25 protein-coding genes and 1 pseudogene are annotated in these 24,713 nt (G+C 66.7%); 20 read left to right on the forward strand and 6 right to left on the reverse strand.

Going from position 1 to position 24,713, the window contains the following annotated elements; all coding sequences use genetic code 11:
• Nucleotides 1-100 precede the first annotated feature (100 nt).
• From BLW48_RS28630 to BLW48_RS28675, 9 genes and pseudogenes are all read left to right on the forward strand, one after another.
• The gene (locus BLW48_RS28630; protein ID WP_093178853.1) at nt 101-874 is read left to right on the forward strand and encodes a GntR family transcriptional regulator; all 774 of its coding nucleotides are present in this window, start codon (nt 101-103) and stop codon (nt 872-874) included.
• On the forward strand, nt 871-2,607 hold the full coding sequence (locus BLW48_RS28635; protein ID WP_093178855.1) for a fumarate reductase/succinate dehydrogenase flavoprotein subunit: 1,737 nt from the start codon (nt 871-873) through the stop codon (nt 2,605-2,607). The genes BLW48_RS28630 and BLW48_RS28635 overlap by 4 nt, the downstream gene beginning before the upstream one ends.
• A 32-nt stretch (nt 2,608-2,639) precedes the next feature.
• Nucleotides 2,640-2,873 carry a 4Fe-4S dicluster domain-containing protein gene (locus BLW48_RS28640; protein WP_018904228.1) on the forward strand — a complete coding sequence of 78 codons (234 nt, stop codon included), beginning with the start codon at nt 2,640-2,642 and terminating at the stop codon, nt 2,871-2,873.
• A 44-nt stretch (nt 2,874-2,917) separates the two neighbouring features.
• The gene (locus BLW48_RS28645) at nt 2,918-4,333 is read left to right on the forward strand and encodes an ABC transporter substrate-binding protein (protein ID WP_177142439.1); all 1,416 of its coding nucleotides are present in this window, start codon (nt 2,918-2,920) and stop codon (nt 4,331-4,333) included.
• 32 nt (nt 4,334-4,365) lie between these two features.
• A complete protein-coding gene (locus tag BLW48_RS28650) occupies nt 4,366-5,175 on the forward strand; it encodes an ABC transporter permease (protein WP_093178856.1) in 810 nt (269 codons plus the stop codon).
• The gene (locus BLW48_RS28655; RefSeq protein ID WP_093178858.1) at nt 5,172-6,020 is read left to right on the forward strand and encodes an ABC transporter ATP-binding protein; all 849 of its coding nucleotides are present in this window, start codon (nt 5,172-5,174) and stop codon (nt 6,018-6,020) included. Before BLW48_RS28650 ends, BLW48_RS28655 begins: the two co-directional genes overlap by 4 nt.
• Before the next feature lie 8 nt (nt 6,021-6,028).
• The gene (locus BLW48_RS28660; protein WP_093178859.1) at nt 6,029-7,036 is read left to right on the forward strand and encodes a HEAT repeat domain-containing protein; all 1,008 of its coding nucleotides are present in this window, start codon (nt 6,029-6,031) and stop codon (nt 7,034-7,036) included.
• Entirely contained in the window at nt 7,026-7,349 is a 324-nt protein-coding gene (locus BLW48_RS28665; protein WP_093178861.1) for a gamma-butyrobetaine hydroxylase-like domain-containing protein, read from the forward strand. The genes BLW48_RS28660 and BLW48_RS28665 overlap by 11 nt, the downstream gene beginning before the upstream one ends.
• A gap of 534 nt (nt 7,350-7,883) precedes the next feature.
• A pseudogene (locus BLW48_RS28675) lies at nt 7,884-8,277 on the forward strand (transposase); the annotation flags it as partial.
• A 438-nt stretch (nt 8,278-8,715) separates the two neighbouring features.
• Here BLW48_RS28675 and BLW48_RS28680 read toward each other — a convergent pair.
• Complete coding sequence (locus tag BLW48_RS28680; protein ID WP_143047804.1) at nt 8,716-9,003, reverse strand: hypothetical protein; 288 nt, start codon at nt 9,001-9,003, stop codon at nt 8,716-8,718.
• A gap of 194 nt (nt 9,004-9,197) precedes the next feature.
• Between BLW48_RS28680 and BLW48_RS28685 the strand changes: the two genes are divergently transcribed.
• Both BLW48_RS28685 and BLW48_RS28690 read left to right on the forward strand, forming a co-directional pair.
• Entirely contained in the window at nt 9,198-9,461 is a 264-nt protein-coding gene (locus BLW48_RS28685; protein WP_093178864.1) for a helix-turn-helix domain-containing protein, read from the forward strand.
• Nucleotide 9,462: 1 nt separating this feature from the next.
• Complete coding sequence (locus BLW48_RS28690; RefSeq protein WP_093178865.1) at nt 9,463-10,800, forward strand: type II toxin-antitoxin system HipA family toxin; 1,338 nt, start codon at nt 9,463-9,465, stop codon at nt 10,798-10,800.
• 173 nt (nt 10,801-10,973) lie between these two features.
• Here the strand turns inward: BLW48_RS28690 and BLW48_RS28695 are convergent, their stop codons facing one another.
• From BLW48_RS28695 to BLW48_RS28715, 5 genes are read right to left on the reverse strand one after another with little or no spacing between them, the layout of a single operon-like run.
• Nucleotides 10,974-12,107, reverse strand: coding sequence for a sterol desaturase family protein (locus BLW48_RS28695; RefSeq protein ID WP_093178866.1), 1,134 nt, complete (start codon nt 12,105-12,107; stop codon nt 10,974-10,976).
• Nucleotides 12,108-12,127: 20 nt separating this feature from the next.
• Nucleotides 12,128-13,210: a GNAT family N-acetyltransferase gene (locus BLW48_RS28700; protein WP_093178868.1), complete on the reverse strand. Its 1,083-nt coding sequence runs from the start codon at nt 13,208-13,210 to the stop codon at nt 12,128-12,130.
• Nucleotides 13,207-14,061: a hypothetical protein gene (locus BLW48_RS28705; RefSeq protein ID WP_143047805.1), complete on the reverse strand. Its 855-nt coding sequence runs from the start codon at nt 14,059-14,061 to the stop codon at nt 13,207-13,209. The genes BLW48_RS28700 and BLW48_RS28705 overlap by 4 nt, the downstream gene beginning before the upstream one ends.
• A gap of 11 nt (nt 14,062-14,072) precedes the next feature.
• Nucleotides 14,073-15,311, reverse strand: a complete 1,239-nt coding sequence (locus BLW48_RS28710) for a multidrug effflux MFS transporter (protein ID WP_218137529.1) — start codon at nt 15,309-15,311, stop codon at nt 14,073-14,075.
• Entirely contained in the window at nt 15,305-17,152 is a 1,848-nt protein-coding gene (locus BLW48_RS28715) for an AMP-binding protein (protein WP_093178871.1), read from the reverse strand. The genes BLW48_RS28710 and BLW48_RS28715 overlap by 7 nt, the downstream gene beginning before the upstream one ends.
• Nucleotides 17,153-17,290: 138 nt before the next feature.
• Here BLW48_RS28715 and BLW48_RS28720 point away from each other — a divergent pair, with 138 nt between their 5' ends.
• From BLW48_RS28720 to BLW48_RS28760, 9 genes are read left to right on the forward strand one after another with little or no spacing between them, the layout of a single operon-like run.
• Complete coding sequence (locus BLW48_RS28720) at nt 17,291-18,112, forward strand: phosphodiesterase (RefSeq protein ID WP_256330970.1); 822 nt, start codon at nt 17,291-17,293, stop codon at nt 18,110-18,112.
• A 40-nt stretch (nt 18,113-18,152) separates the two neighbouring features.
• Entirely contained in the window at nt 18,153-19,238 is a 1,086-nt protein-coding gene (locus BLW48_RS28725) for a DUF6001 family protein (protein WP_093178874.1), read from the forward strand.
• Nucleotides 19,222-19,782: a DUF6031 family protein gene (locus BLW48_RS28730; protein ID WP_093178875.1), complete on the forward strand. Its 561-nt coding sequence runs from the start codon at nt 19,222-19,224 to the stop codon at nt 19,780-19,782. Before BLW48_RS28725 ends, BLW48_RS28730 begins: the two co-directional genes overlap by 17 nt.
• Nucleotides 19,779-21,047 (forward strand): aspartate aminotransferase family protein, encoded by a 1,269-nt coding sequence (locus BLW48_RS28735; RefSeq protein ID WP_093178877.1) that lies wholly within the window; start codon nt 19,779-19,781, stop codon nt 21,045-21,047. Before BLW48_RS28730 ends, BLW48_RS28735 begins: the two co-directional genes overlap by 4 nt.
• Complete coding sequence (locus BLW48_RS28740; RefSeq protein WP_093178879.1) at nt 21,040-21,501, forward strand: aromatase/cyclase; 462 nt, start codon at nt 21,040-21,042, stop codon at nt 21,499-21,501. Before BLW48_RS28735 ends, BLW48_RS28740 begins: the two co-directional genes overlap by 8 nt.
• Entirely contained in the window at nt 21,498-22,604 is a 1,107-nt protein-coding gene (locus BLW48_RS28745; RefSeq protein WP_093178881.1) for an SDR family oxidoreductase, read from the forward strand. The genes BLW48_RS28740 and BLW48_RS28745 overlap by 4 nt, the downstream gene beginning before the upstream one ends.
• Nucleotides 22,601-23,614, forward strand: a complete 1,014-nt coding sequence (locus BLW48_RS28750) for a fatty acid desaturase family protein (RefSeq protein WP_177142440.1) — start codon at nt 22,601-22,603, stop codon at nt 23,612-23,614. Before BLW48_RS28745 ends, BLW48_RS28750 begins: the two co-directional genes overlap by 4 nt.
• Nucleotides 23,595-24,113, forward strand: a complete 519-nt coding sequence (locus BLW48_RS28755) for a dCTP deaminase (RefSeq protein ID WP_093178884.1) — start codon at nt 23,595-23,597, stop codon at nt 24,111-24,113. Before BLW48_RS28750 ends, BLW48_RS28755 begins: the two co-directional genes overlap by 20 nt.
• Nucleotides 24,110-24,712 (forward strand): dCTP deaminase, encoded by a 603-nt coding sequence (locus BLW48_RS28760; RefSeq protein ID WP_093178886.1) that lies wholly within the window; start codon nt 24,110-24,112, stop codon nt 24,710-24,712. The genes BLW48_RS28755 and BLW48_RS28760 overlap by 4 nt, the downstream gene beginning before the upstream one ends.
• Nucleotide 24,713 lies beyond the last annotated feature (1 nt).

Below are 24,713 nucleotides of genomic sequence, written 5' to 3' on the forward strand. Positions count from 1 at the left end.
CCTACTTCCCGCATATCAAAGCACGTTTTCCTTATTTAGAGAAAGAAGCATCGCTGACTAGCATCCGGCCTCATTCAACCGGTCATAACAGGTCAGCCGCATGTCCACCGCCAAGGCTTTCGAGCCGATCGCCTTTTCCCCCGTCCCGCTGTACACCCAGGTGCGCGAAACGCTGCGCGAGCGCATCCTCGACGGCACCTACGCGCCGCATGCGCAACTACCTTCCGAAAGCGAAATGGTCGCGCTGTTCAAGGTCAGCCGCATCACGGTGCGCCAGGCGCTCAGCGACCTGCAGCGCGAGAACCTGATCTTCAAGATCCCCGGCAAGGGCACCTTCGTCGCCAAGCCCAAGGCCTTCCAGCACCTCGGCCAGCTCGAAGGCTTTGCCGAGGCGATGGTGCGCATGGGCTACGAGATCCGCAACCAGGTCACGAGCCACAAGACCGTGCCCGCCTCGCCGCGCGTGGCGCAGCAACTCGGCCTGGCCGAGGGCACGCCGGTGGCGCAGATCAAGCGCGTGCGCCACCTCAACCGCGCCCCGGTGTCCTACGAGGTGACCTACCTGCCCCACGCCATCGGCGAGCGGCTGCGCCAGGCGGATCTGGCCGGGCGCGACATCTTCCTGATCCTGGAAAACGACTACGGCATCGCCCTCGGCCACGCCGACCTGCAGATCGACGCGATGCTGGCCGACGAGGTGCTCGCGCGCGCATTGAGCGTGCCTGAAGGCACCGCCGTGCTGCGCGTGGAACGCCTCACCCACACCGCCGACGGTGCACCACTGGATTTCGAAGACCTCTACTTCCGCGGCGATGCGTTCCAGCACCGTCTGCGCATCGCCCGCAGCAACCCGACGACGAAGGCCAACCCATGAACATCCTCACCCGCACCGTCGACGTGCTGGTCATCGGCGGCGGCACGGCCGGCCCGATGGCGGCCGTCAAGGCCAAGGAAGCCAACCCCAAGCTCGAAGTCCTGCTGCTGGAGAAAGCCAACGTCAAGCGCAGCGGTGCCATCTCGATGGGGATGGACGGGCTTAACAACGCGGTGGTACCGGGCTTCGCCACGCCCGAGCAGTACGTGAAAGAGATCACCACCGCCAACGACGGCATCGTCAACCAGAAGACGGTGATGGCCTATGCGCGCAACAGCTACTCAATGATCGAGGAGCTCGACCGCTGGGGCGTGAAGTTCGAGAAGGACGAGACCGGCGACTACGCGATGCGCAAGGTGCACCACATGGGCACCTACGTGCTGCCGATGCCCGAGGGCCACAACATCAAGAACGTGCTGTACCGGCGCCTGAAGCGCACGCGCGTGGAGATGTCGCAGCGCCTGGTGGTCACGCGCCTGCTCACCGCGGCCGACGGCAGCATCGCGGGCGCCATGGCTTTCGACTGCCGCACGGCCGAGTTTCACGTGATCCGCGCCAAGGCGGTGGTGCTGGCCACCGGCGCTGCCGGCCGGCTCGGCCTGCCCGCCTCCGGTTACCTCTTCGGCACCTACGAGAACCCGACCAATGCAGGCGACGGCTACAGCATGGCCTACCACGCGGGTGCCGAGCTCTCGGGCATCGAGTGCTTCCAGATCAATCCGCTGATCAAGGACTACAACGGCCCCGCGTGCGCCTACGTGACCGGCCCCTTCGGCGGCCACACCACCAACAACAAGGGCGAGCGCTTCATCGAGTGCGACTACTGGAGCGGCCAGATGATGATGGAGTTCTACAACGAGCTCCAGGGCGGCAACGGCCCGGTCTTCCTCAAGCTGAGCCACCTGGCCGAGGAAACCATCGCCACCATCGAGCAGATCCTGCACACCAACGAGCGCCCGAGCCGCGGCCGCTTCCACGCAGGGCGCGGCACCGACTACCGCGAGCAGATGGTGGAGATGCACATCTCCGAGATCGGCCTGTGCAGCGGCCACTCGGCCTCGGGCGTGTGGGTGGACGAGCACGCGCGTACGACCGTGCCGGGACTGCATGCGGCGGGCGACCTGGCCTGCGTGCCGCACAACTACATGCTCGGCGCCTTCGTCTACGGCCGCCTCGCCGGTGAAAGCGCGGCGCGGCATTGCGCGGAAACCGAACTGCCCGCGCTCGACGAGGAACAGGTGGCGCGCGAGCACGCCCGCGTCAGCGCCCCGCTTCTGCGCGAGGGTGGCCTGCCGCCCGCGCAGGTCGAATACAAGCTGCGCCGCATGGTCAACGACTACCTGCAGCCGCCCAAGGTCACGCGCAAAATGGAAATCGGCCTCTCGCGCTTCGAGCAGATTCATGAAGACCTCGAACAGATCGCCGCCCCCGGCCCACACGAGCTGATGCGCGCGATGGAAGTGCACGCGATCCGCGACTGCGCCGAGATGGCCGCGCGCGCCTCGCTCTACCGCACCGAAAGCCGCTGGGGCCTCTACCACCACCGCGTGGATTTTCCCGAGCGCAACGACCGCGACTGGTTCTGCCACACGCAGCTGCAAAAAAAGGGCGATGCGATGGTGAGCTTCAAGCGCCCGGTCGATCCCTACATCGTGCCGCTCGATGCCCACGAGATGTCGGCCTACCAGCACCTGCGGGTGCCCGCCGCCGTACGTGAGCCGGCCACAGCCTGACGCCCCTGCCCTGCAAAAAAAGAGAACCCCACATGCCCCTCGCCTTCAACCCCACCAGCGTGCCCGTGCGCGTGGACGAGGACAAGTGCATCGCCCACAAGGGATGCACCGTCTGCGTGGACGTCTGCCCGCTCGACGTGCTCGCCATCGACCTCAGCAAGGGCAAGGCCTACATGAAGTTCGACGAATGCTGGTACTGCATGCCTTGCGAGAAGGACTGCCCCACCGGCGCGGTCACCGTCGACATCCCCTACCTGCTGCGCTGAGCCGCGGCCGCCTCCTTTCAAGTGAATCAACCGGAGCAATCACGATGAAGACCACGAGAAGACTGGCCCTGTGGGGCGCCGCCTTCGGCCTGCTGCTGGCATTGCCTGCCGCCGCGCAGGCCGAGACCATCCGCATCGCCATCGGCACGCAGGACACCACCATCAACTGCGCCACCGGCGGCCTGCTGATCCGCGAGCTCAAGCTGCTCGAGAAGTACCTGCCGCGCACCGGCAAGTACAAGGACGCGCAATACCAGATCGAGTGGAAGAACTTCACCTCCGGCGCGCCGCTGACCAACGAGATGGTCGCGGGCAAGCTCGACCTCGGCTCGATGGCCGACTTTCCGGGCAGCTTCAACGGCGCGGCCTTCCAGAAGGCGGGGCGCAAGAGCATCTTCATCACCGTGCTCTCCGGCAGCACCACGGGCAGCGGCAACGGCATCGTCGTGCCCAAGGATTCGAAGGTGCAGTCGCTGGCCGAGCTCAAGGGCAAGACCATTTCGGTGCCCTTCGCCTCGACCTCGCACGGCATGCTGCTGCGCGCCATCCAGGCACAAGGCTGGGACCCGCTGAAGGACGTGAACATCACGACCCAGGCGCCCGAGGTGGCCGGCCCCGCGCTGCAGGCCGGCAAGGTCGAGGCGCATGCGGACTTCGTGCCCTTCGCCGAACTCTTTCCGTACCGCGGCTTCGCCCGCAAGATCTACGACGGCTCGCAGGCGAACGCGCCCACTTTCCACGGCAGCCTGGTCGACGAGGAGTATGCGAAGAAGTACCCCGAGGTCGTCACCGCCTACCTGCGTGCAGCGCTGGAGGCCGACCGCCTCGTGGCCGCGGAACCCGAGAAGTACAGCGAGCTGATCGCCAAGGTCACCGGCATCGAGGCGGAGGTGGACTACCTGTTCCACGGCCCGCTCGGCCTGCAGACGCGCGACCTGAGCTGGAAGCCCGAGTACCGCCAGGCGGTGAAGACATCGCTGGAGACTCTGCGCCTGCTCAAGCGCACCGACAACGACATCGACGCCGAGGCCTTCGTGCAGGACGGCTACATCCGTGCAGCCTTCAAGGAAGCAGGCCTGGACTACGACAGGCAGCTGAAGAACTACGCGCGCGCACCGCTGGTGGCGAAGGACGCTTCCACGGGCAAGCCGATCGCCGACGTGAGCCGCGTGGCCCAGATCTGGGTGGCCGGCGAGCCGCTGGTGCGGCACTACGCCTCGCCCGAGGGCGCCTTCGGCGATCTGCAGAAGCTGGAGAAGGCCGGCAAGAAGGCGCGCGTGGTCTACGCGCAGGACCGCAACAGCGGCAACAAGCTGCTCGCCGCCGACGCGTGGTTCGTGCTCGGCGCCAGGGGCGAGGTCGACGCCTTCCTGCTCAAGGAGCAGGCCGAGGGCTGGGCCGCGAAGAACGGCGGCAAGGTCGCGGACTTTGCCGGTGTGCGCGCCGCGCTGGCCGGCTGACGCCCCGCGACTTTTCGAGCCCTGCCCCCGCCATGGCCAGCTCCACCATCGCCAGGCTGCGCGCCGGCCTGCCGCGTGCGACCTGGCGCATCGCCGCGTTGCTCGTCTGCGTGCTCGCGTGGCACCTCGCCACGCACCAGCGCATGAACCTGGGCTTCATCACCTTCCAGAATGTGCCGCCGCCGCGTGAGGTGGCCGAGTCCGCCTGGTCCCTGGTGCAATCGCCGCTGGTCCTGCAGCATCTGTCGGCGAGCCTGCGCCGCGTGTTCATCGGCTTCGGGCTGGCCGCCGTGCTGGGCGTGGCGCTTGGCCTGGCGATCGGTCGCGCGCGCTGGGCCGAAGACACGCTGCTGCCGCCGCTCGAAGTGCTGCGGCCGATTCCCGCCGTGGCGTGGATTCCGCTGGCCATCCTGATGTTTCCGTCGTCGGAAGCATCGATGGTGTTCATCACCTTCGTCGGTGCGCTGTTTCCGGTGCTGCTCAACACCGTGCACGGCGTGGAGGCGGTGGATGCGCGCCTCGTCGCCTCGGCACGCAGCCTGGGCGCCGGCCGTCTCGCGGTGTTCCGCGAGGTGATCCTGCCGGGCGCCCTGCCGAGCGTGGTCACCGGCCTGGCCATCGGCATGGGCACGGCGTGGTTCTGCCTGGTCACGGCCGAGATGATTTCCGGCCAGTTCGGCATCGGCTACTACACGTGGATGTCGTACACGATCCAGAACTACGCCGACATCGTGGTCGGCATGCTCTTCATCGGCGTGCTGGGCATGGGCAGCAGCGCGCTGGTGCGGTGGATCGGCCAGACGCTGATGCCCTGGCGCTCGGTGCAGGAGAAAAGAGCGTGAAGGCCGACGTGCAAACCGGCCGCATCGCCATCGACGGCCTGCGGGTGCGCCTGGGCCAGGGCGCACAGGCCTTCGATGCGGTGCAGGACATCACGCTGCATGTGGAGCCCGGCGAGTTCGTCTGCCTGCTCGGCCCCTCGGGCTGCGGCAAGTCGACGCTGCTGGGTGCGCTGGCCGGCCACCTGACGCCCGCGGGCGGTGTCATCCACGTGGACGGCGAACCGGTGCGCGGGCCGCATCCGGACCGCGGGCTGGTCTTTCAGCACCACACGCTCTTTCCCTGGAAGAAGGTGCTGGACAATGTCGCCTTCGGTCTGAAGATGCAGGGCGTCGGCCGTCGCGAACGCCATGCGCGGGCGCACGAGATGCTGCGGCTCGTCGGCCTGGACGACTTCGCCGGCTTCTATCCGTCGCAACTCTCGGGCGGCATGCAGCAGCGTGCGGAAATTGCGCGGGTGCTCATCAACCATCCACGCGTGATGCTGATGGACGAGCCCTTCGGCGCGCTCGACGCGCAGACCCGGCTCATGATGCAGCGCCAGCTGCTCGACGCCTGGGCGCGCGTGCGCACCACCATCGTCTTTATCACGCACGACATCGACGAGGCACTGTTCCTCGGCGACCGTGTGCTCGTGATGGGGCCGAGGCCGGGCCGCATCGTCGCCGAGTTCGCGCTGGACTTCGCCCGGCCGCGCGATCCGTCGCTGGTCACTTCTTCCGAATTCACAGCGCTCAAGCGGCACTGCCTGCAGTTGCTGCATCCGCATGCAGCAGCCAGCGCGCCGCTGGACCGCCTCACGCCGCTCGGCGCGCCCACCGCTGCGCAACTGCGTTTCGCCATCTAGAAAAAAGAATGAACCCCTCGATCCTCGACGACCCCGAACTGCAGGCCATTGCTGCACGGCTGGACTCGCCCGACGCCGAAGTGCGCCGCATCGCCGTGATGGACCTGGGCGACCTGGCCGATGAAACGCACACGCCGCTGCTGGTCGCTGCGCTGCGCGACGACGCGCCCGCCGTGCGCGCCGCCGCCGCGCTGGCGCTCGAAACCATGGAGAACCAGGCAGCAGTCGAAGGGCTGGCCCAGGCGCTCGACGACCCTGACGCACAGGTGCGCGAGGCCGCCGCTCACAGCCTGGCCGAACTGAAGGAACCGACTTCGGCCGCCTGGCTGCTGCCGCACGCGGGGGCTGGGCCAGCGCGTGTGCGCGCCGCCGTGCTGCGTGCGCTGCGCGAGCTGCGCGTGCCGGCCAGTGCCGAGCCCGCGCTGGCGGTGCTTCAGGAGGCACGCTCCGCCGATGACGCCACCGACGCCGTCGCCCTGCGCCGTGAGGCCATCGGCGTGCTCGGCTATCTGAAGCATGCGGCCGCGCTGCCCGCATTGGCCACGCTCGCAGTTTCCGATCGGGTGGACGAAGTGCGCCGCGCGGCCGTGGGTGCATTGGCATTCGCGGCTGGCGACGCTGCCGCGCGCAGCGCGCTGGAAACCGCGCTGCGCGACGCGAGCTGGCAAGTGCGTGAAGAAGCCGCCACCGCGCTCGGCAAACTGCAGCAGCCCGCGGCAGCGACGGCGCTGCTGGCAGCGCTCGACGACCCCTACTGGCAGGTCCGCCTGCGCGCGGCGCGCAGCCTGGGCCGGCTGCGCAGCACCGAAAGCGTCGCGCCGCTGCTTGCCGCGCTGGGCCACAGCATCAGCAATCTTCGCAAGGAGGCCGCGCTGGCGCTGGGCGAGATCGGCGACGCCACTGCGCTGCCCGGCCTCGAACAGGCGTCCCATGATCCCGATCCCGAAGTGCGCAAGTCCGTGCGGCTGGCCATCGCCCAGATCGGCGCCCGTCCGGCAGCCTCGCATGGCGCCTGAGTCCATCGTCGATCACCGCGCACGCGCTGCGCTGGAGTTCCGCTGGGCGGACGGTGCGCTGCATGTCGCCGGTTACCAGCTGCTGCGGTCGAACTGCCCCTGCGCGGACTGCAAGGCGCTGCGCGCGATCCCTCGCGCCGATAGCGTTGAAGACGTGCACCCCGCTACCGGACCAAGCGTGACGAACATCCTTCCGGTCGGCGCCTACGGCGTTCAATTCGTGTTCAGCGACGGGCATGACAGGGGAATTTTTCCCTGGGCCTTTCTGAGAGAACTGCTGGAGCGGGGGGTGTCATTGCGAGCCGTCCAATAGGCTGTCGCTTGCGCATCCTATAAATGTGGGATCCCCGAAGAAGCTCTCTTCAGGTCAACTGCGCCTCCGGGAAGTTTGACGGAAGCGAAGCGATGCCTAGGCACCCAATCCACAGCGCGACGATCACTTTGAAACTGCCATCCGGCATAAATACCGACGCCGAGATCACGGCCTTGCGCGCTGCCGGCATACCGGTCGACGCGCTCGGCAACGCAGAGCGGGGCTTTCTCTTTGTGCGATTCAGCGACGGGTGGAGAAACCGGGCCAACATCTTTCGGTGGTTCGCCGGCGACATCGGGCAAGACCCTCGCAACAGCGGCATTAAGCCGGGTCCCCGGCGGCGCAAGGTGGCACTTTCAAGCTGCTGCATGCCAAATCGCTAGACGCCCATCCGTCGATTGCCGCGGGGGCGCCTCAGACGGCGCCGTGAGCTTCGACGTGGAGCGCATAGAGTGAATGACTGCTCGCCATGTAGAAGCCAGGGATTGCATGCTTGCGCGCCGGCTGCGGCTGCGTTCGCGCTACAGCGCCGCCGTTGTGCGCGAGATCGAGCGGCAACTGCTCACGCACCTGCGCAGCGTCGCGCCATCGAGCCTGCGGGGCGAAGCACTGCACTACCTGCACGGGCAGTGGCCCAAACTCGTTCGGTTCCTAGACAACAGCGCTTGGCCACGGGACTCCAATCCTGTGGAGAACGCGATTCAGCCCTTCGTCGTCGGAAGAAGGTCGTGGTTGTTCGCTGACACCGTGGGCGGCGCGAACACCAGTGCCAATTCTTTATTCGCTCATCGAGACCACCAAGGCCAACGGCATTGAGCCGTACCGATACCTTGTAGCCCTGTTCAAGAAGCTGCCGCTCGCGCAATCAGCCAACGACTACGAGGCCCTGCTGCTCTGGAGCATCGAGTTGCTTGGCACGGGCAGTTGACGGCTTTAAAAAATCGATGATTGCAACTCTTGCAGAGTTGCGCTGCGCTGATGCAGCACATCTCTCGTTCTCGCACGAATTGCAATCATTGCACCACTGTCGTATTGGCCATGCTCACTAAGCCCTTATGCGCCGCAGCGCTATTCGCCTGTTATCTGTTCCTGCTGGGTAGCGTCACCCAATCCCCGGACCCGTGTGCGGCCCCACTCAAGACTTCGTTTACCTCCTGACCACTCCTTTATTGATCCTGGGGTCCACCGGGTGGCTGGGGGTGTCCTGTTGGTGCCTTCCGTTTTCCGGGAGCTGGCCAAGCCACCTTGCCCACGCCGTTCTGTCTGCGGTCATTTCGATATTGTTGGCAATTGGCCTCTTGATGGGGGCGTTTCTTATCGTTCTGAGATATGAACACCTGATGTCGTTTCTGCTGGAGCAGGATTGCTATGGTGATGTCACACCCTCAATGCTGAGCATGACCGTGGCGAGCTTTCTTGGATTGTTGAGCATCGACGTCGCCAGTGCGAAGGTGTGGCCGTTCACGCCGCCCCGGCGGTTCGCAGCCTCGGACGCTAGACGCATGCCGGCGGCGTAGCCCGCGCCCTGCTTGGCTTCCAACCCGCGAATGGGCGCCACTTGTGCCACCAGCACCTCCAGGGCACACGCGTGGCTCATCGCCGCCGTCGCGATGGCCATTCCTGCGAGCCAGCGTGCGAGTCGCGCTTGTTTCATGGCCGGGCTCCTCCTTTGTTTTTAAGGAGTGCCGAATGCATGCAACATGTTGATACATCATCCGCGGAAAATCCCGGATGGCTGGATCGCTCGTGAGCTTGCGGCCGTGGCAGATGGATTTTAGCCTAAATTCAGCTATTTGACATTTAGCCGCATTAGTGCTAAATTACAAATAGCATAAATACAGCTAAGTCATGGATGCACTTCCTGCCCAACCTCTGGTATCCGGCGATCAACTGGGGCAATTGCTGCGCAGCACGCGCAAGCGACTGAAGCTGAACCAAGCTGCCATTGGCACCAGATTGAACCTCAGCCAGAACCGGGTTTCCTACCTCGAGCTTCATCCCGACGAGTTGAGCATCAAGCAACTGCTGACCTGGTGCTCGGCGCTTGGCCTGGAGCTGAAGCTGGGCGCGCGTGGCGCGCCGGCAGCCAAGCCACGCACGACGGAGTGGTGAGATGGGTCGTCGATCGCACAGCCAGTCCCTCGGCCTCTGGTCCAACGGCGAGCACGTCGGCCGCTGGACGATCCCCGCGCGCGGCGACATGGAGCTTCACTACGACGAGGCCTGGGTTCGCTCGGCCCTGGGCCGTCCGTTGTCCCTGTCCCTGCCATTCAACCCACACAACGAGCCCATCAAGGGCGCCGCCGTCGCGCACTACTTCGACAACCTGCTGCCCGACAGCAATGCCATTCGCAAGCGCGTGGCGACGCGTTTCAAGACGGGCTCGGTAGACGCCTTCGACCTTCTGCGCGCCATCGGGCGCGACTGCGTGGGCGCCATTCAGCTGCTCGATGAGGCCGAGGCGCCAAGGGCTGTCGACCAAGTGGAAGCAGTGCCGGTCGACGACCAGTCCATCGAGCGGCACCTGCTGAGTGTCGTCAGCCCCGACAAGCTCGACGCCGCGGTCGACCCGGACGACGACTTTCGCATTTCGCTGGCCGGCGCGCAGGAAAAGGACGCCTACCTGTGGTGGAACGGCACCTGGCACAAGCCTCGGGGCACCACGCCCACCACCCACATCTTCAAGCTTCCCCTGGGTCTGATTGGCGGGCGCCAGGCCGACTTCTCCACCTCCGTGGACAACGAGTGGCTGTGTCTGAAGCTGTTGCACGCCTATGGGCTGCCCACGGCAGACGCGACCATCGCTTCGTTCGGCAAACAACGTGTCCTCGTGGTCGAACGCTTCGACAGGCGCCTTTCGAACGGACGCCTCCTGCGATTGCCGCAGGAGGACTTCTGCCAGGCCACCGGGACCTCGCCCTTGGTGAAGTACGAAAACGAGGGGGGCCCCGGCCTGTCCAAGCTCTTTTCGCTGCTGCAGCAGTCCGTGAGTGCGGCGGATGACATGCGAACCTTGATGACCTCGCAAGTGTTGTTCTGGCTGCTGCGCGCACCGGACGGACACGCGAAAAACTTCAGCATCCATCTGCTTGCCGGCGGCGGCTACCGGCTGACGAGGATGTATGACGTGATGTCGGCCTACCCTATCCTCGGCAAGGGACCCAATCAATGGGCGCCACGTGAAGTCAAGATGGCCATGGCGCTTCTTGGCAAGAACAAGCACTACGCCATGACTGCCATACAGCGCCGGCACTTCAACAGCACCGCCCAGCAGGTGGGGTATGCCCGCGACGCCGAGGCCATCATCCAGCAGGTGATTGAACGCACGCCCGTTGCGATCAACGACGTGAAGGCGCAATTGCCGAAGGATTTTTCGCCACGGGTGGCCGAGCGCGTGCTGGGTGGACTGCAAGCAGCGGTGGATGCGCTCGAAGGCATGCCCTCAACTTGAGCTTGATGTCGGATCCTGCCGCTTCAAGCCTTCCCGGGTGCTGTATTTCTGAAACTCCGAAATACTTGCGGGCTTCGGCAAGGTGACACCCTCATCGAGGGATGGGCATGGGCGTCGAGGTCATGTGTTTTTGGGGGGCTATCCGTAGGCCTTCGTCGATGTGCCGTCCGTCTCTACCACCGCCCTGCCACACAAGCAGCAATCAGGCCCAACAACATCGCCTGCAGGCACCATGCCCAGCGGACACGAACGGCAGACTCCAGCACCGCGCCAGTGATCCAAAGTCCCGCGATGGTCAGGCCGAGCATCGTCGCATTGAGCCCGAACGACGAGGCCTTCGCGTGCCACAGGAATACAAGAATGGCCACGAGCCAGAGCACGAGTTGGCCGATGGCCGTCCATTGCTGGACAGGCGTGAGTGCGGGGTCATAGCGCTTGACCGTCTCAATCGCCTGAATCCGTACGAGGAACCTCGGTGCAACATCGGCCGGTTGCCACCCCGGCGGCTTCACCCACACGCGCAACTTGTCGCTCCACCTTCGTGTGTGCCATGCGGTGCGAGCCAGGGAGATGTAGGTGTCCAGGAGAGCATGCAGCGGGTTCCAGCTGTCGAGTGGCTTGAGGGTGCCGTAGACGCACGGCTCTCGCTCCTCGGCAAAGGTCCCGAAGAGCTTGTCCCACACCACCAGCAAGGCGCCGTAGTTGCGGTCCAGGTACCCGGCGTTGATGGCGTGATGCACGCGGTGGTTCGACGGCGAGGAGAACACATGGTCGAACCAGCCGAGCTTGCCAATGTGCTCGGTGTGCACCCAGTACCCGTAGAGCACCAACACCAGCGCCGCGATGCCGAACCGCTCCGGAGGCACGCCGATGAGCGCCATCGGGAGAAAGAAGATCCATCCGAGCAATCCCACGGCGCTGCCCTGCCGCAGGGCGATCGACAAGTTGAAATCCTGGCTCTGGTGATGCACGGCATGCGCGGCCCAGAACACGGCGCACTCGTGGCCGGCACGGTGCACCCAGTAGTTGCAGAAGTCGAACAGGATCACCGCGCACAACAGGCCGGCCCAACTGTTCCAGAAGTCCTGGTTCGACCAATGCGACGTGAACGGAAAGATCATCGTGTAGAAGCCGATCTGGAAGAACGGCGTGCAGACGGCCACCACCTGGCTCAGCAGGCCGTGGCTCAGGTTGCTGATGAAGTCGTTGAGCCGGTAGGTGTTGCGCCGCCGGATGCAGCCCCATGCAAATTCGCAGGCGATCAACACGGCAAAGAGCGGGATGGCATAGATGATCGTGCGGTACATGGCGCATCCTCTCGGTGTGCTCAGTTGGCATCGTCGACGGTGGGCAGGCCCCTCCCCGAGGGCCGATAGATGGCAGCCAGTGTGTGCCGGATCAGGGGAGCCAACAGACGCGTGACCCATCGGCTGCGGTGGCGCACGGCGATCCATATGTCCTCGTGCTCGGCGCCGAACTTGCGCTTCATGCTGTGGTTGGTCGACCCCAGGTCGACGCTGGTGCAGCCGCTGTTCATGGCGTGCTCGATCGCGCGAACCACGATCTGGTACCAGAGCTGAAGCTCCCTCGACACCTCGTAGTCGAGCCCGATCACCATGCACTTGAGCTTGGCGCCGCGCTGCATCAGCAGGCCGAATCCGACCATCCTTGTGCCTTGCGAGACGGTGAGCATCCGTGTGGCGTCGAGTTGCCCCAGTGCCGCGAAGAAGCTGCGCGGCAATGCGGGTGTGCGCGCTTCGCTGGCCCGCGCGTTCACCGCGAGATAGAGTGCATAGGTCGCTTCGACCAGATGGTCGAAACGCGTGTGCACCGCGACCTCGAGAGCGGCCGTCTCGCCTTGTGCCATGACCTGGCGCAGGTACCTGCGCTTCTTGGACGGCAGCGAATCGAGAAAGCTCTGCATCTGCCCGTCCGGCGGCAGCGCAAGGCGGCTGCGGTCGTAGCACATCTGCGCGATGAAGCCTGCCTCGGTCATCGAGCGCATGGACGCGTCGTCACGGCCCGGCGAGAACTCCTTGAGCACGAGGATGTCGCAACGCACCTGGGCCTTCACGAAGGCCTCGAAGCCGGCCAGGAACGAAGCGAAGTCGAGGGCATCGGCGTCGAACCAGAAGGCCTTGCCCGCGGCGACCGTGCCGCCCAGCACCAGCACGCGCATCGGAACGAAGCGCATCACGCGCATCTCCGAAACCGAATAGCAGGCCAGTGCGCGCACCTGCCCCGCCGGGTCCATGGCCTGCACGAAGTGGTAGGAGGTCCCGGGCTCGGTGTCGGCCAGGAGCCGGAGGAACTCGCAGTCCAGCGAGAGTTCGTTCTCCGCCACCCGCGCATTCCAGCGGGCGCGGAAAGCTTCGTCGGAAGGATCGACCGGATGAAAGATCAGGGTCATGGTGCCTCGGCCCCCGGCCTTCTGACCATGAGATTGATCGTGTAGGGCCCGACGCTGTTGAAGCGCGAGGTGCCGAAGTGGTGTTCCCCGATCTTCTCGAAGCGGAAGTTGGAGAAGACGCGCTGGTCGTTCGTCTCGGGGCTGCTGCTCTCCAGCCGGTACACGAGGTCGAAGCGGTCCGCCAGCAGGCGAAACGGCTCGAACATGCGCCGCGAAACGCGTTGGCCCTGGTGCGCCGGCCGGACGCATCCCATCTGCGCGTAGATGCAGCGAGCCGGCAAGCCAAGGCGGTGCATCGTCTGCTGCGAGGCCCGCACCAACGCGTTCGCCGCCCCTGCGGCCGCCGCTGCGCGCAGCAGCCCGTAACTGCGCAGCGCGGCGGGCGCACCGAACGCCGCCAGGTGCCACCACGGCTCGGTGCCGGGCACGGCCGGCGGAAGCCCCCACAACGAAGCACCGCGGATTTCGCGCGCGTCCGATGCATCCGACTCCTCCGCCGCGTCCGCGGACTCGAGCAGCACCAGCCCTCCCTCGAAGGCCGCGGCCGCGCACAGGTACTCGATCACGCGCGCGATCTTTTCCTGCGCCCGCCGGGTGTCGCCCGAGCGAACGCGCGCGACCTCCGACGGCGGCAGCCATGCGAGCCAGCCCTTGTCCTGGTTGTGCACGAAAGCCTGCGCCATCAGTCGCGCGGCCGAAGCCACCTGCGCCCGGTTGCGCGCAATCTCGACGGCGGGGCGACCAGGCAGCGTGGCATCGGCCGCGTTCAGTGCAGCGATGTGTTCGTGCAGGCCCTGCAGCAGCGCCGGCTCCACGTTGAGCGGCCGCAGGGCCCGGGACGTCGGTGGCATGAAAGGAACGTTCATCCCGCCACCCGCATCGGCAGCGGCGCCGCAACCGGCTGGAAGAGGCGCCCGCGCTCGGCCATGAGCACCATCGCCAGTGCCGCGCAGCCGCAGGCGATCGAGCCCAGCGTCATCGGCACCGCCGTACCGTCGAAGCGCTGCCCGATGAAGATGCCGACCAGCGCGCCGGCCACGTTGATCACCAGGCTCTGGACCGCGGAGGCCGTGCCCGCGATGTGCGCGAGCCGCGCCATCGCGAGCGAGCCGAAGTTCGCGAGCATCAGGCCGAAACAGAACATCAACGCCGATTGCAGCGCCGTGAAGACCCACGGTCGCTCCAGCCCCGACCACGCCACGGCGCCGTGCACGCATGCGACCAGCAGGTAGCCCATCAGCGCCAGGTGCGAGGTGCGCCGCGCGCCGAAGCGGCCCACGACGCGTCCGTTGAGCAGCGCGGCCAGCGCGACGCAGGTCGCGACCGTGCCGAAGACCACGGGAAAAGCCTCGGGCGCATGGAACACGTTCGCGAACAGTTGCTGGCCCGATGTGACGATGCCGAACAGCGCCCCCACGAGCGCCGTGGACGCCAGCGTGTAGCCGAGCGAATCGCGCTGCCGCAGCACGTAGCCGATCGCCCGCGCCACAGCCCGCGGCGACAGCGGCATGCGCCGCTCAGGCGGCAGCGTCTCGGGCAAGCGCAGCGCCACCCACGGCAGCAGCAGCGCGCCGAAGAGCGCGATCGCGGCGAACACCCATTGCCACGAAGACAGCACCAGGATCGCGTGCCCCAGCGAGGGCGCGAAGATCGGGATGCCGAGAAAGAGCATGAAGGCCAGAGACATCACGCGCACCATCTCGTCGCCCGAATGGCGGTCGCGGATGATCGATAGCGCAAGCACGCTCACCCCGCCGCCGCATCCTTGCAACACACGCAAGGCCACGGCGGTCCCGAAGCTTCCGGCCAGCACGCTCAGCGCGGCAAAGGCCGCGTAGATGGCGAGGCCCACGAGCATCAAGGGCTTGCGGCCGTAGTGATCCGACAGCGTGCCGTAGACGAGCTGCGACGTACCGAAGCCGATCAGGTATGCAGTGATCAGCCACTGCCTGCGGTTGTCCTCACCGGCATTCACCGCGGTGCCGACGGCGGCCAGCGCCGGCAGCAAGGCATCGATCGCCACTGCGTTCACCGACATGACGGCCGCGGCCAGCACGATGAACTCCTTGGCGCCCGGCATGGTGGAAATGGGCTTCAGCATGCGGCAGCTACGGGGAGCGGGGCCAGGGCCTCGCCTGCCGCGAGTCCGACGGCGCCCGGCTGCCGCGCCGCGTGCACGTACTGGGCCTCGACAAGATCCGCGCGCCGCGAGAGAAAGCGGCGTGGATTGATCGTGCCCTTGTCGGTCAGTTCGCCGAAGGCCGCGCTCGGCGGCTCTAGCAGCACGCAGGCCCGCGCGATCGATTCGCTCGAGCCGGTGTGGACCGCGTTGTAGGCAGCCACGGCATCTTCGAGGAAACGCAGCAGCGCCCCGCTGCCCATGCCCTGGGCATCGTCATCGGTCAGGCCCTCGAAATCCCGCCGCACCAGTTCGGCGTTGAGCCAGAGAAAGGCGACCAGCCGCAGCCTGCCGAGTCCAGCCACCACGACGTCCTGCACCAGCGGGCCGGTGTGCGAAAGCAGGTCGGCCCTGATGCGCCCCGGCACCACCCAGATGCCGCTGCCGAGCTTGAACTCGTCGCTCGAACGGCCTTCGTAGCGCAGGCCCGCGTCGGGGTTGGCGGGGTCGACGAAGGAGACCAGGTCGCCGGTGTGGAAGAAGCCTTCGTCGTCAAACGCCTCGCGCGTTCGCTTCTCGTCGCCGAGATAGCCCGGCGTGACGTTGGGTCCCTTCACCGCCACGGCATAGAGGCCTCGCCGCGGCGACAGCCGGAAGCTCATGCCTGGCAGCGGCACGCCGATCTCGCCGGTGCCGGCCGTCTCGAAATGCGTGACGGCCGAGGTCGAGGTCGTCTCCGTCAGCCCCCATCCGCTCGCCCAGCGCGCGGCGTGCCCGGTGCTGCGGCGGCACAGCGCATCCATGCGCCGCCAGAGATCGGCGGCCAATGGCGCGCCGCCGTACACCAGCAGGTCGAGCCGGCGGAAGAAGGCGTCGGCGAAAGACGCATCGGCTTCGAGATACGGCAGCAGCACCGCATAGCCCAGCGGCACGTTCGTGTACCAGGTGGGCGACACCTCGCGCAGGTTGCGCACGCTTTGCCCGATGTCTTTCAACGTCGGGCGGCCTTCGTCGATGAACAGCGTGCCGCCGTTGCGCAGCGTCATGTTGAAGCTGTTGTTGCCGCCCGAGGTGTGGTTCCACGGCAGCCAATCGCACAAGACGGGTGGCCTGTCTTCGAGAAACTGCCAGAGCTGCGCCATCTGCTGCTGTTGCGCGCAGAGCATGCGCTGCGTGTGGATCACAATCTTGGGCAACCCCGTGGAGCCGGAGGTGAGAAGAAACTTCGCCAGCGTGTCGCCACCGATCCGTGCCCTGCGTTCGCACAGGCGCGCATGCGATTCCTTGGCAACGGCCTGTGTCGCGGCACCAGCAAGCATGCCCGGCGAGAGCCACCTGCACGCATCGACTTCACCGAGCGACGGACGGGGCACCGTTGCATCGGCCACGTACGCAAAGCCGGGCCGCACGCGCTGCGCAATGCCCTCGATGCGCGCAAGCCCCTGCGCGCTGTGCAGGTGCACCGGCGACAGCGGAACCACGATCACGCCGATGGCCATTGCCGCGAGCGACAGCAGCGCATGCGCGATCGAGTTCCCCTCGATCAGAAGCAGCGTGGTGCCGATGGGCGCATCGCCTTGCAGCAGCATCCGCGCGATGGCATGCACGTTGTCGCGCGCCGCGGCGTAGCGCAAGGTGCGCCATTCCTCACCCTCACGCTGCGCCAGGAACACGCGATCGGGTGCATCGCATGCCCATCTGTCGAGATGGTCCAGCAGCGTCTGCGGATGCGGCCGCAACGGCTGCTGGGTCGCATAGAACACGTCGCCCGCACGGTGATGCGTCATCACCGTGGCCGCAGGCGCGAGGCGTGGCGAACTCATGATTCCATCCCTCCTTGATCGGAACGGTCCGATGTCAGCGCGCGTTTTTACGTCAAAGCAAATGCGTTGAGTGCGGCATGAATACTTTGTGCCGCTACGCCATCAGGCGTATGGCTGCACCCTGCGCATGACAACACCATGACAGCCAGTTCATCGAGGAGTCACATGCTCATCGCGCAGTTGTCCGACCCGCACATCAGGCCTGAAGGCGCGCTGTATCAAGGCGTGGCGGATTCGAATCGCATGTTCTGCGAAGCGCTCGCACACCTGCATGCACTCGACCAGCGCCCCGACCTGCTGCTGATCACCGGCGACCTCGTCGACGAGGGCCGACCCGAGGAATACGCGATGGTGCGCGAGCTGCTTTCGGCTTCGCGCATTCCCTTTCTCGTGATTCCCGGCAACCACGATCACCGCGAGAACTTCCGCGCCGCGTTTGGCGACCAGTCCTACCTGCCTGCGGACGGGCCCCTGCACTGGTGTGTCGACGATCATCCGGTGCGCTTCATCGGGCTCGACTCGTGCCCCGCAGGAAAGCACTACGGGCACATCGATGCGCAAGGGCTCGCCTGGCTGGCGCGCGTGCTGGCGCAGGACACAGCCAAGCCCACGTTGCTCATGCTCCATCACCCGCCTTTCATGAGCGGCATTCCCTACATGGACATGTACCGCTACATGGAGGTGCAGCAGTTGGAAGGCGTGGTGCGGGCCGCGCCCAACATCGAGCTCGTGCTGTGCGGGCATGTGCACCGCACGATGCTGCGCCGCTGGGCCGGAACGGTCGTGTGCTCCTGCCCCAGCACCACGACGGAGATCGACCTGCAGCTCGCCCCCGACGCACCGCCGCAGTCCCACATCGGACCGCGCGGCTGCATGCTGCACCTGTGGGACAAGGCGCACGGCATGGTCAGCCACGTGAGCCACATCGGCACCTTCGCGGGTCCCTACGGATTCGCCTGAGCGCAACGACACCGTCGACACCACGCGGAGCATCCAGACAGTGAACTATACGGATTTCGTCACGGCCAATGCCGATGCGTTCCTGCGCAGCCGGAGCATCGGCTTCGACATGCTCGCGACACTGGCGCGCGAGCAAGGCTTCGACGACGCGCAGGTGCTGCTCACGAGTTCGCCGGTGCACGGCATCGCCACCGCCACCAGCGACATCGACCTCATCTGCGTGACGCCGCAAGCCGTGAGCAAGGGCCAGATGGCCACGCAGATCCACCGCGACGGCCAGCACTGCGAGATCCTGCCGATCGGCACCGACGACCTGGACCGCGCCTTCGCCGATCTCGCGCTGCTGTCGCGGTGTGCCCTGCCGCAACGTCTGGCGGGCTACCAGCGCTGGGACAGCGGCCACGCCGTGCGCAAGAAATACCTGGAGCGCATCGTCTACGCCGTGGCCACCGATGGCAAGGCGTACCATCTCGCGCACCTGGGCGCATTGGTTCCGGTCGCAGCCGCGCAGGAGTACGACGCCTTCCACCAGAGCCGCGTCTGCGCCGCGCTGGCACAGCGCGCCGGCGAGCCCGACGCGGCACGCGGCTATCTGATCAACGCCTGCCTGTCTGCGATGGCGGCCGCGCTGTCGCTCGGCGGCTGGGTGCTGTCGAACAAGAAGTGGACCTTGCGGCGCTGGCGCGAAGCGGCGGGCCCGCACATGCGCGTGGTCGATGCATGGCTGCAGGAGCGGCTCACGGCGATGTGGTCGTCGGTTGGCGAACCTTCGTGCGCCGCCAGCGCGCGCGGAATCGCTGCGCTGGATGAGGTCGACCGACGGCTCGGCGTCCTGATGGGCGCACCGTCGCTGTCCAATGCCATGCCCCACACCGACGCCCCCTGCACGCAAGCCGCCCTCGACAAGCGCTCGGCCTTCCTGATCGGCAACGACGGCCGCGCCCGGCTCGCTGCGACGACCGAGGCACAGGCCGCACCGGCAGACCTCGCGAGCCTGGCCACCCTCTCCGCCGCGCATGCAGCCTCGCTGTTGCGCAGCGCACGCAGCGGCACGCTGAGCTTCTCGCTCATGGCCGCCAGTTCCTGCGCGGAAGAAAAGGAAGACGTCCATGCCCTCGCCGATTGAGCCGCAGTCTCCGGATGCACGCGACATCCGCTGGTTCCCGCGCATCAACGCGGGCTACCGGTTTGCCGCGGGCGACCATGTCACCTCGACCATCAGCGCCGCCTGGCTGCTCATGACGGAGTTGCGCGCCTACATCGAGGACCTGGCGGGCGCACGCGACATCCCGGATGCGGCGGCGCTGGTCAAGATCAAGATCGCCGAGTTGCTGCTGCAGGTGGATGCGGTGCTCGACCGTGCCGCCGTGCCGCAGGAGATGCATCGGCTGCCGCTGCTCATGGCGTACGGGCTGAGCGACGTGGCGGCGATGGACGGGCCCACCGCCACCCGCCTCCTCGGCATCGACACGCCCACCGACGGCGCGGAAGTCGATCGGCTCACCGGCGTGCTCGAAGACCTGCTCGCGGCGTTTCCGAGCGACCTCGTCGATGCGCTGCAACCCGAGAACCAGGGCCATGTGCTGCGCTTTCTGCGCTCGGCCAACAAGGCCTGCGAGCGCGTGGGCTGCGATGCAGGTTTTCTCGCGCCCTTGATGACTTCGCTATGAGCAACGACATGCCCACCGGGCGCAAGAACGCCTTCGCGGACCGCTACGGCACCGTCTTCGGCCGCCAGCAGGGGCTGATGCTCAAGATGGCTGGCCTTGCGAGCTCCGAGAGCAGCGCGAGTGGCGCCTGGATCGAGGACAGCATGGGCGCGCGCTGGCTCGACTTCGGCTCGTTCGGCGTCCACCTGCTGGGCCATTGCCATCCGCAGGTGGTGCAGGCGCTGACGGCGCAGGCCGGGCGCATGGGGCTGTCGTCGAAGATCCTGGCCAACGAACCGATCGTGACCGCGGCCGAGCGCCTGCTCGCGCTGGGCGGCCAGCCGCTGGACAACATCATCTTCGTCAACACCGGTTCGGAGGCGACGGAGGCCGCGCTCAAGCTCGCGCGCATCGCCACCGGCCGCCGGCGCATCCTCGCGTTCCGCCACGCCTACCACGGGCGTTCCCCCGGTGCGCTGAGCGTGAGCCATGGCTACGAGCGGCACGGGGGCCTGCTGACCGACGGGCAGTCGAGCTTCGTCGACGTCGGCGACCTGCAGGCCGTCGAGGCCGCGCTGGCCAGCGGCGCGTATGCCGCAGCGATCATCGAGCCGGTCCAGGGCGAAGGCGGCATCCGTCCCGTGAGCCCGGCCTTCCTGCAGGCGCTGCGCGAACTGACGCGCGCGCACGGCGTGCGGCTCATCCTCGACGAGATCCAGACCGGGCTCGGCCGCACAGGCCAGTTGGTGTGCCCGGTCGTACCCGACATCCGCCTGCTTGGCAAGGTGCTCGGCGGCGGCATGTTTCCCGTGGCCGCGGCGCTATTTGACACCGCGCAGTTCGGCGCCGCCGCGCGCGATCCGGTGGTGCACGCGTCGTCCTTCGCGGGCAGCCCGATGGCCGGCGCTGTGGTCAACGCGGTGCTCGATGTGGTCACCGAAGCGTCTTTCACGACCCGCATCGCCACGCTCGGCACCCGCTGCCGCGAACTGCTCGCTGCGCGCGTCGGCCACCACCCGGCGGTGGCGGAGGTCCGTGGCGAGGGTTTCATGATCGGCGTCGAGTTCAAGGACATGAGCGACGCCGGCCAGATGATCATCGAGGCGGCCAAGCGCAAGCTGCTGATCGCCTTCTGCCTCACGGCACCGAACGTCGTGCGGGTGTATCCGCCGGCGGTCATCGACGAAGCCACGCTGATGGACGGCATCGAGTGCTTCTGCGCCAGCGTTGCCGCACTTCCCGCCCGCGACACCACGCCCTCGAAGGAGCCTCTCGCCAATGCCTGACGTCAATTCCTCGCTTGTCATGGGTCCGATGGACCGCGAACTGCTCTGGCGCACGCTGTGCGACTTCGAGCGCTATCCGGACTTCATGCAGGACGTGCTCGAGGTGCGCGTCGAACGCCGCACTGCCACCGAGATCGTGAGCCACTGGCGCGTGCTGCTCAACGGCAGCGAGCTCTCGTGGACCGAGCGCGACCTGCTCACCGACGACCACCGCATCGTGTTCGAGCAGACCGACGGCGACCTCGAGGTGTGGCGGGGGCAGTGGCGCGTGCTCATCGCGGGGGACGGCAGCCTCAGCGTGGAGCTCGACGTGAGCTTCGACCTGGGCATCCCGTCGCTGGCCGAGGTGCTGCACCCCATCGGCGAACGTGCCATCCGCGCCAACAGCCGCCAGATGCTGGAGGGCATCCGCACGCGCATGGCCGCCGCCGACGGCCTGCTGGTCGGTTCATGAAGGTGCTGCTGAGCGGCGCGAGCGGTACCGTCGGCATCCCGCTCGCCGCCGCCTTGCTTGCGCACGATGTCGACCTGCGCCTGATCTGCGTGCTGCGCTCTGCGAAGGCGCGTGCGGCGCTCGAGGAAAGCCTGCCGCCCGCCCTGCGCCGGCGTGTCGAGTTCATCCAGGCCGACCTGTCGGACGACGCCTCCATCGATGCCGCGATACGCGTGCTCGCTACGGACGACACACCTGCCGTTGGCGTACACCTGGCCGCCGACGTGTCGTGGGACAAGAGCTGCCAGGAGATGCAGCAGCTCAACGTGCAGGGCACACAGAACTTCGCCCGCCTGCTGCTCGCGGCGTCGACACAGCCGCACATGGTCTACGTTTCGACCGCCTACACGCAGACCCACGACTGGGACTACCGCAACGGCTACGAAGAGAGCAAGGCCATGGCCGAGCGCAAACTGCGCGAAGGCTTCGGCGCACGCCTGCCGATCTCGACCTTCAGCTGCAGCCTGGTGGTCGGCGACAGCCGCACAGGCGAGATCGCGCGCTTCAACGGGCTTTATCCGCTCATCAAGTTCCTTGCCACCTTCAACCCGCCCTTCCTCGTGGGCAACAAGGAGGGTCTGCTCGACATCGTTCCCGTGGACTGGGTGGTCGCCGAGCTGCACGCGATGGTGCTGCGGTGCGCGGCCGACGCCACGCCGTGCGAGTGCGTCGCCTCGGCCGGGTCGCACCGCGTGCGCTACGAAACCGCGGTGCGGCTCATCGAGGAACGCATCGCGCTTGCACGCCGCAGCCATGGGCTGCCCGAACTTGCGCCGGTGCCCATCCTGCGCGACCGGCAATGGGGTTTCCTCAAGCGCGCGCTGGCCGCGTGGCAGCCGCCGGGCATCTCGCGCTCGGACTTCCGCTATTTCGAACGGCTGCTGCGCGTCTACGGCATCTATGCAAGCAGCGACCGCGTGCGGCCGCCGCTGCACGTGCGCGAACCCTCGCCCGATCCGCTGGGCTTCCTGCCGGGCGTGGTCGATCACTGGATCGCATGCCACCCGCGCACGGTGCGCCCGCAGGCTGCCGCCACGCCTTGCGCACAGGAACAGGCCGCATGACGACGGCAGGCATGGGCACCACCCTCGGCGGACGGTCGATGCGCCTGCCCTTCGGGCCGGAAACGCTGCAGGCGCTCGCCACCCTGAAGCCATGGCGCTGCGCCGCACAGATCCTCACGCAGTGGCTGGTGTGCGTGCTGGCCATCGCGGTGGCGGAGCGCCTGAAGCAGTGGCCGGTGACCGTCGCGGCGATGCTGGTCATCGCCACGCGCCAGCACGCGATGCTGGTGCTGATGCACGACGCCGCCCATTGCCTGCTCGCGCGCAAGCGCTGGTTCAACGACACGGTCGGCAACCTGCTGCTCGCCTTTCCGCTGACGCTCAGCGTGGCGCGCTACCGCGCGCATCATTTCAGGCACCACCGCTATCTGAACGGCGAAGGCGACCCCGACCTCGCCGACTCGGTGATCCCCGCCACGCGCGGCCGCTTCCTTGCGCTGCTGCTGCGCGATGCCTCGGGGCTCACCACCATCGCGACCCTGCGCTCGGCCAACAGCTTCGGCATGCTGGGCCTGTTCTCGAAAAAGGCCCCAGGCAGCCGTCTCGACCGCGGCCTGGCGGTGGCCTTCATCGCGGCGGTGGCGGCGCTGGTGGCCGGGTTCGGCGTGTGGCGCGAATTCATCCTGTACTGGCTGCTGCCCATCCTGCTGTTCATGCCCGCCATCCTGCGCGTGCGCGGCATTGCGGAGCACGGCGGGCGGCTCGGCAATCCGGTCGCCACCGCGGCGCGCAGCCTGCGGGTCGGATGGATCGAGCGCTTTCTCTGGGCACCCTGCCACATCAACCGCCACTGGGAGCACCACAGCTGTCCGGCCGTGCCCAGCTACAACCTGCCGCAACTGTCTCGCCTGCTGGCGGCGGGCGATGCGCAGTGCGCGGCCGCCAACCCGACGCAGGGTTACTTCATCGGCCCTCGCTCGCTGATCCATGAACTCTATCCGGCCGCGCGGCCGGAACCGGCGCACGCCACCGCGCCGGAGAAAGGCATGCATGGTCCTCACGGGAAGTGAAATCCGCCGCATGCGCGAGGCCGGCTCGATCGTCATCGAGCCCTTCGACGAGCGCCAGATCGAGCAGAACTCGTACGGTTGCTGCCTGGGCGCGGAGATCCTCGAGTACAGCTCGGACCAGATCGATCCGCACCTGGGGCTGCAGGTGATCCGCCACACCATCCCCGAAGAGGGGCTGGTGCTGCACCCCAACCGCTTCTACCTCGGCCAGACGGCCGAGCGCATCGGCGGCGTGCACTTTGCCAGCGAGCTCTACGCCAATCTCTCCACGGCCCTGTGCGGCATGTTCATACAGACCAGCGCACCGCTGGGCCACACGGGCGCGGTGATCTGCTGGACCCTGGAGATCGTCGTCACTCAACCGCTGCGCGTCTATGCCGGCGCGCGCATCGGCAAGGTTTGCTTCTGGACCAACCTCGGCGGAGAACTGAAGTATCAGGGCCGCTACGTGGGTTCGGAAGGTGTTGTTCCCTCGCGAATCATCATGGACCAAAAATGATCCTTACCGGCACCGAAATCTCCCGACGCGTTCACAGCGGCGACATCACCATCGCGCCGTTTCTCTCGAAGAACGTCAATCCCAACAGCTACAACTTCAGGCTGGCCGCCGACATGAAGGTGTACCAGGAGGGCGTGATCGACATCAAGGAGGAGAAGCCCACCGACGACATCCACATCGGTCCCGAGGGCTTCGTGCTGGAGCCGATGCGGCTGTACCTCGCGACCACCATGGAGACCATGGGCAGCACGAAGTTCGTGCCGACCTACGCGGCGCGCTCGTCGATCGCGCGGCTGGGCATGTTCATCAACCTCTCGGCTTCGCTGGGCGACATCGGCTTCGTCGGCAAGTGGACCATCCAGCTGCTGGCCATCAACCGCATCAGGGTCTATGCCGGCATGGACATCGGGCAGATGATGTTCTGGGACGTGCAGGGCGACATCGACCTCTACGACGGCAAGTACCAGGGCGCGACCGAGGCCTATGCCTCGCGCATCTTCATGGACTACGAGAAGAAGGCCTCGCCGATGGCGATGCCCCCGCAGGCGCATCCGCTCGAGGTGGTCGATGCCCGCGCCGCCGAGCTCGATGGCGTATAGG

The organism is Variovorax sp. YR266, from assembly GCF_900107295.1.
Classification (GTDB): Bacteria; Pseudomonadota; Gammaproteobacteria; order Burkholderiales; family Burkholderiaceae_C; genus Variovorax.

Excerpts from the sequence above, each read along its gene's own strand:
- BLW48_RS28710 (WP_218137529.1), bottom strand. The coding sequence starts at position 15,311 with ATGCTGAAGCCCATTTCCACCATGCCGGGCGCCAAGGAGTTCATCGTG.
- BLW48_RS28705 (WP_143047805.1), bottom strand. The coding sequence starts at position 14,061 with ATGCCACCGACGTCCCGGGCCCTGCGGCCGCTCAACGTGGAGCCGGCG.
- BLW48_RS28735 (WP_093178877.1), top strand. The coding sequence starts at position 19,779 with ATGAGCAACGACATGCCCACCGGGCGCAAGAACGCCTTCGCGGACCGC.
- BLW48_RS28645 (WP_177142439.1), top strand. The coding sequence starts at position 2,918 with ATGAAGACCACGAGAAGACTGGCCCTGTGGGGCGCCGCCTTCGGCCTG.
- BLW48_RS28690 (WP_093178865.1), top strand. The coding sequence starts at position 9,463 with ATGGGTCGTCGATCGCACAGCCAGTCCCTCGGCCTCTGGTCCAACGGC.
- BLW48_RS28730 (WP_093178875.1), top strand. The coding sequence starts at position 19,222 with ATGCCCTCGCCGATTGAGCCGCAGTCTCCGGATGCACGCGACATCCGC.
- BLW48_RS28685 (WP_093178864.1), top strand. The coding sequence starts at position 9,198 with ATGGATGCACTTCCTGCCCAACCTCTGGTATCCGGCGATCAACTGGGG.
- BLW48_RS28720 (WP_256330970.1), top strand. The coding sequence starts at position 17,291 with ATGACAGCCAGTTCATCGAGGAGTCACATGCTCATCGCGCAGTTGTCC.
- BLW48_RS28755 (WP_093178884.1), top strand. The coding sequence starts at position 23,595 with ATGGTCCTCACGGGAAGTGAAATCCGCCGCATGCGCGAGGCCGGCTCG.
- BLW48_RS28700 (WP_093178868.1), bottom strand. The coding sequence starts at position 13,210 with ATGACCCTGATCTTTCATCCGGTCGATCCTTCCGACGAAGCTTTCCGC.
- BLW48_RS28630 (WP_093178853.1), top strand. The coding sequence starts at position 101 with ATGTCCACCGCCAAGGCTTTCGAGCCGATCGCCTTTTCCCCCGTCCCG.
- BLW48_RS28640 (WP_018904228.1), top strand. The coding sequence starts at position 2,640 with ATGCCCCTCGCCTTCAACCCCACCAGCGTGCCCGTGCGCGTGGACGAG.
- BLW48_RS28760 (WP_093178886.1), top strand. The coding sequence starts at position 24,110 with ATGATCCTTACCGGCACCGAAATCTCCCGACGCGTTCACAGCGGCGAC.
- BLW48_RS28750 (WP_177142440.1), top strand. The coding sequence starts at position 22,601 with ATGACGACGGCAGGCATGGGCACCACCCTCGGCGGACGGTCGATGCGC.
- BLW48_RS28695 (WP_093178866.1), bottom strand. The coding sequence starts at position 12,107 with ATGTACCGCACGATCATCTATGCCATCCCGCTCTTTGCCGTGTTGATC.
- BLW48_RS28745 (WP_093178881.1), top strand. The coding sequence starts at position 21,498 with ATGAAGGTGCTGCTGAGCGGCGCGAGCGGTACCGTCGGCATCCCGCTC.
- BLW48_RS28740 (WP_093178879.1), top strand. The coding sequence starts at position 21,040 with ATGCCTGACGTCAATTCCTCGCTTGTCATGGGTCCGATGGACCGCGAA.
- BLW48_RS28660 (WP_093178859.1), top strand. The coding sequence starts at position 6,029 with ATGAACCCCTCGATCCTCGACGACCCCGAACTGCAGGCCATTGCTGCA.
- BLW48_RS28680 (WP_143047804.1), bottom strand. The coding sequence starts at position 9,003 with ATGAAACAAGCGCGACTCGCACGCTGGCTCGCAGGAATGGCCATCGCG.
- BLW48_RS28635 (WP_093178855.1), top strand. The coding sequence starts at position 871 with ATGAACATCCTCACCCGCACCGTCGACGTGCTGGTCATCGGCGGCGGC.
- BLW48_RS28715 (WP_093178871.1), bottom strand. The coding sequence starts at position 17,152 with ATGAGTTCGCCACGCCTCGCGCCTGCGGCCACGGTGATGACGCATCAC.
- BLW48_RS28665 (WP_093178861.1), top strand. The coding sequence starts at position 7,026 with ATGGCGCCTGAGTCCATCGTCGATCACCGCGCACGCGCTGCGCTGGAG.
- BLW48_RS28650 (WP_093178856.1), top strand. The coding sequence starts at position 4,366 with ATGGCCAGCTCCACCATCGCCAGGCTGCGCGCCGGCCTGCCGCGTGCG.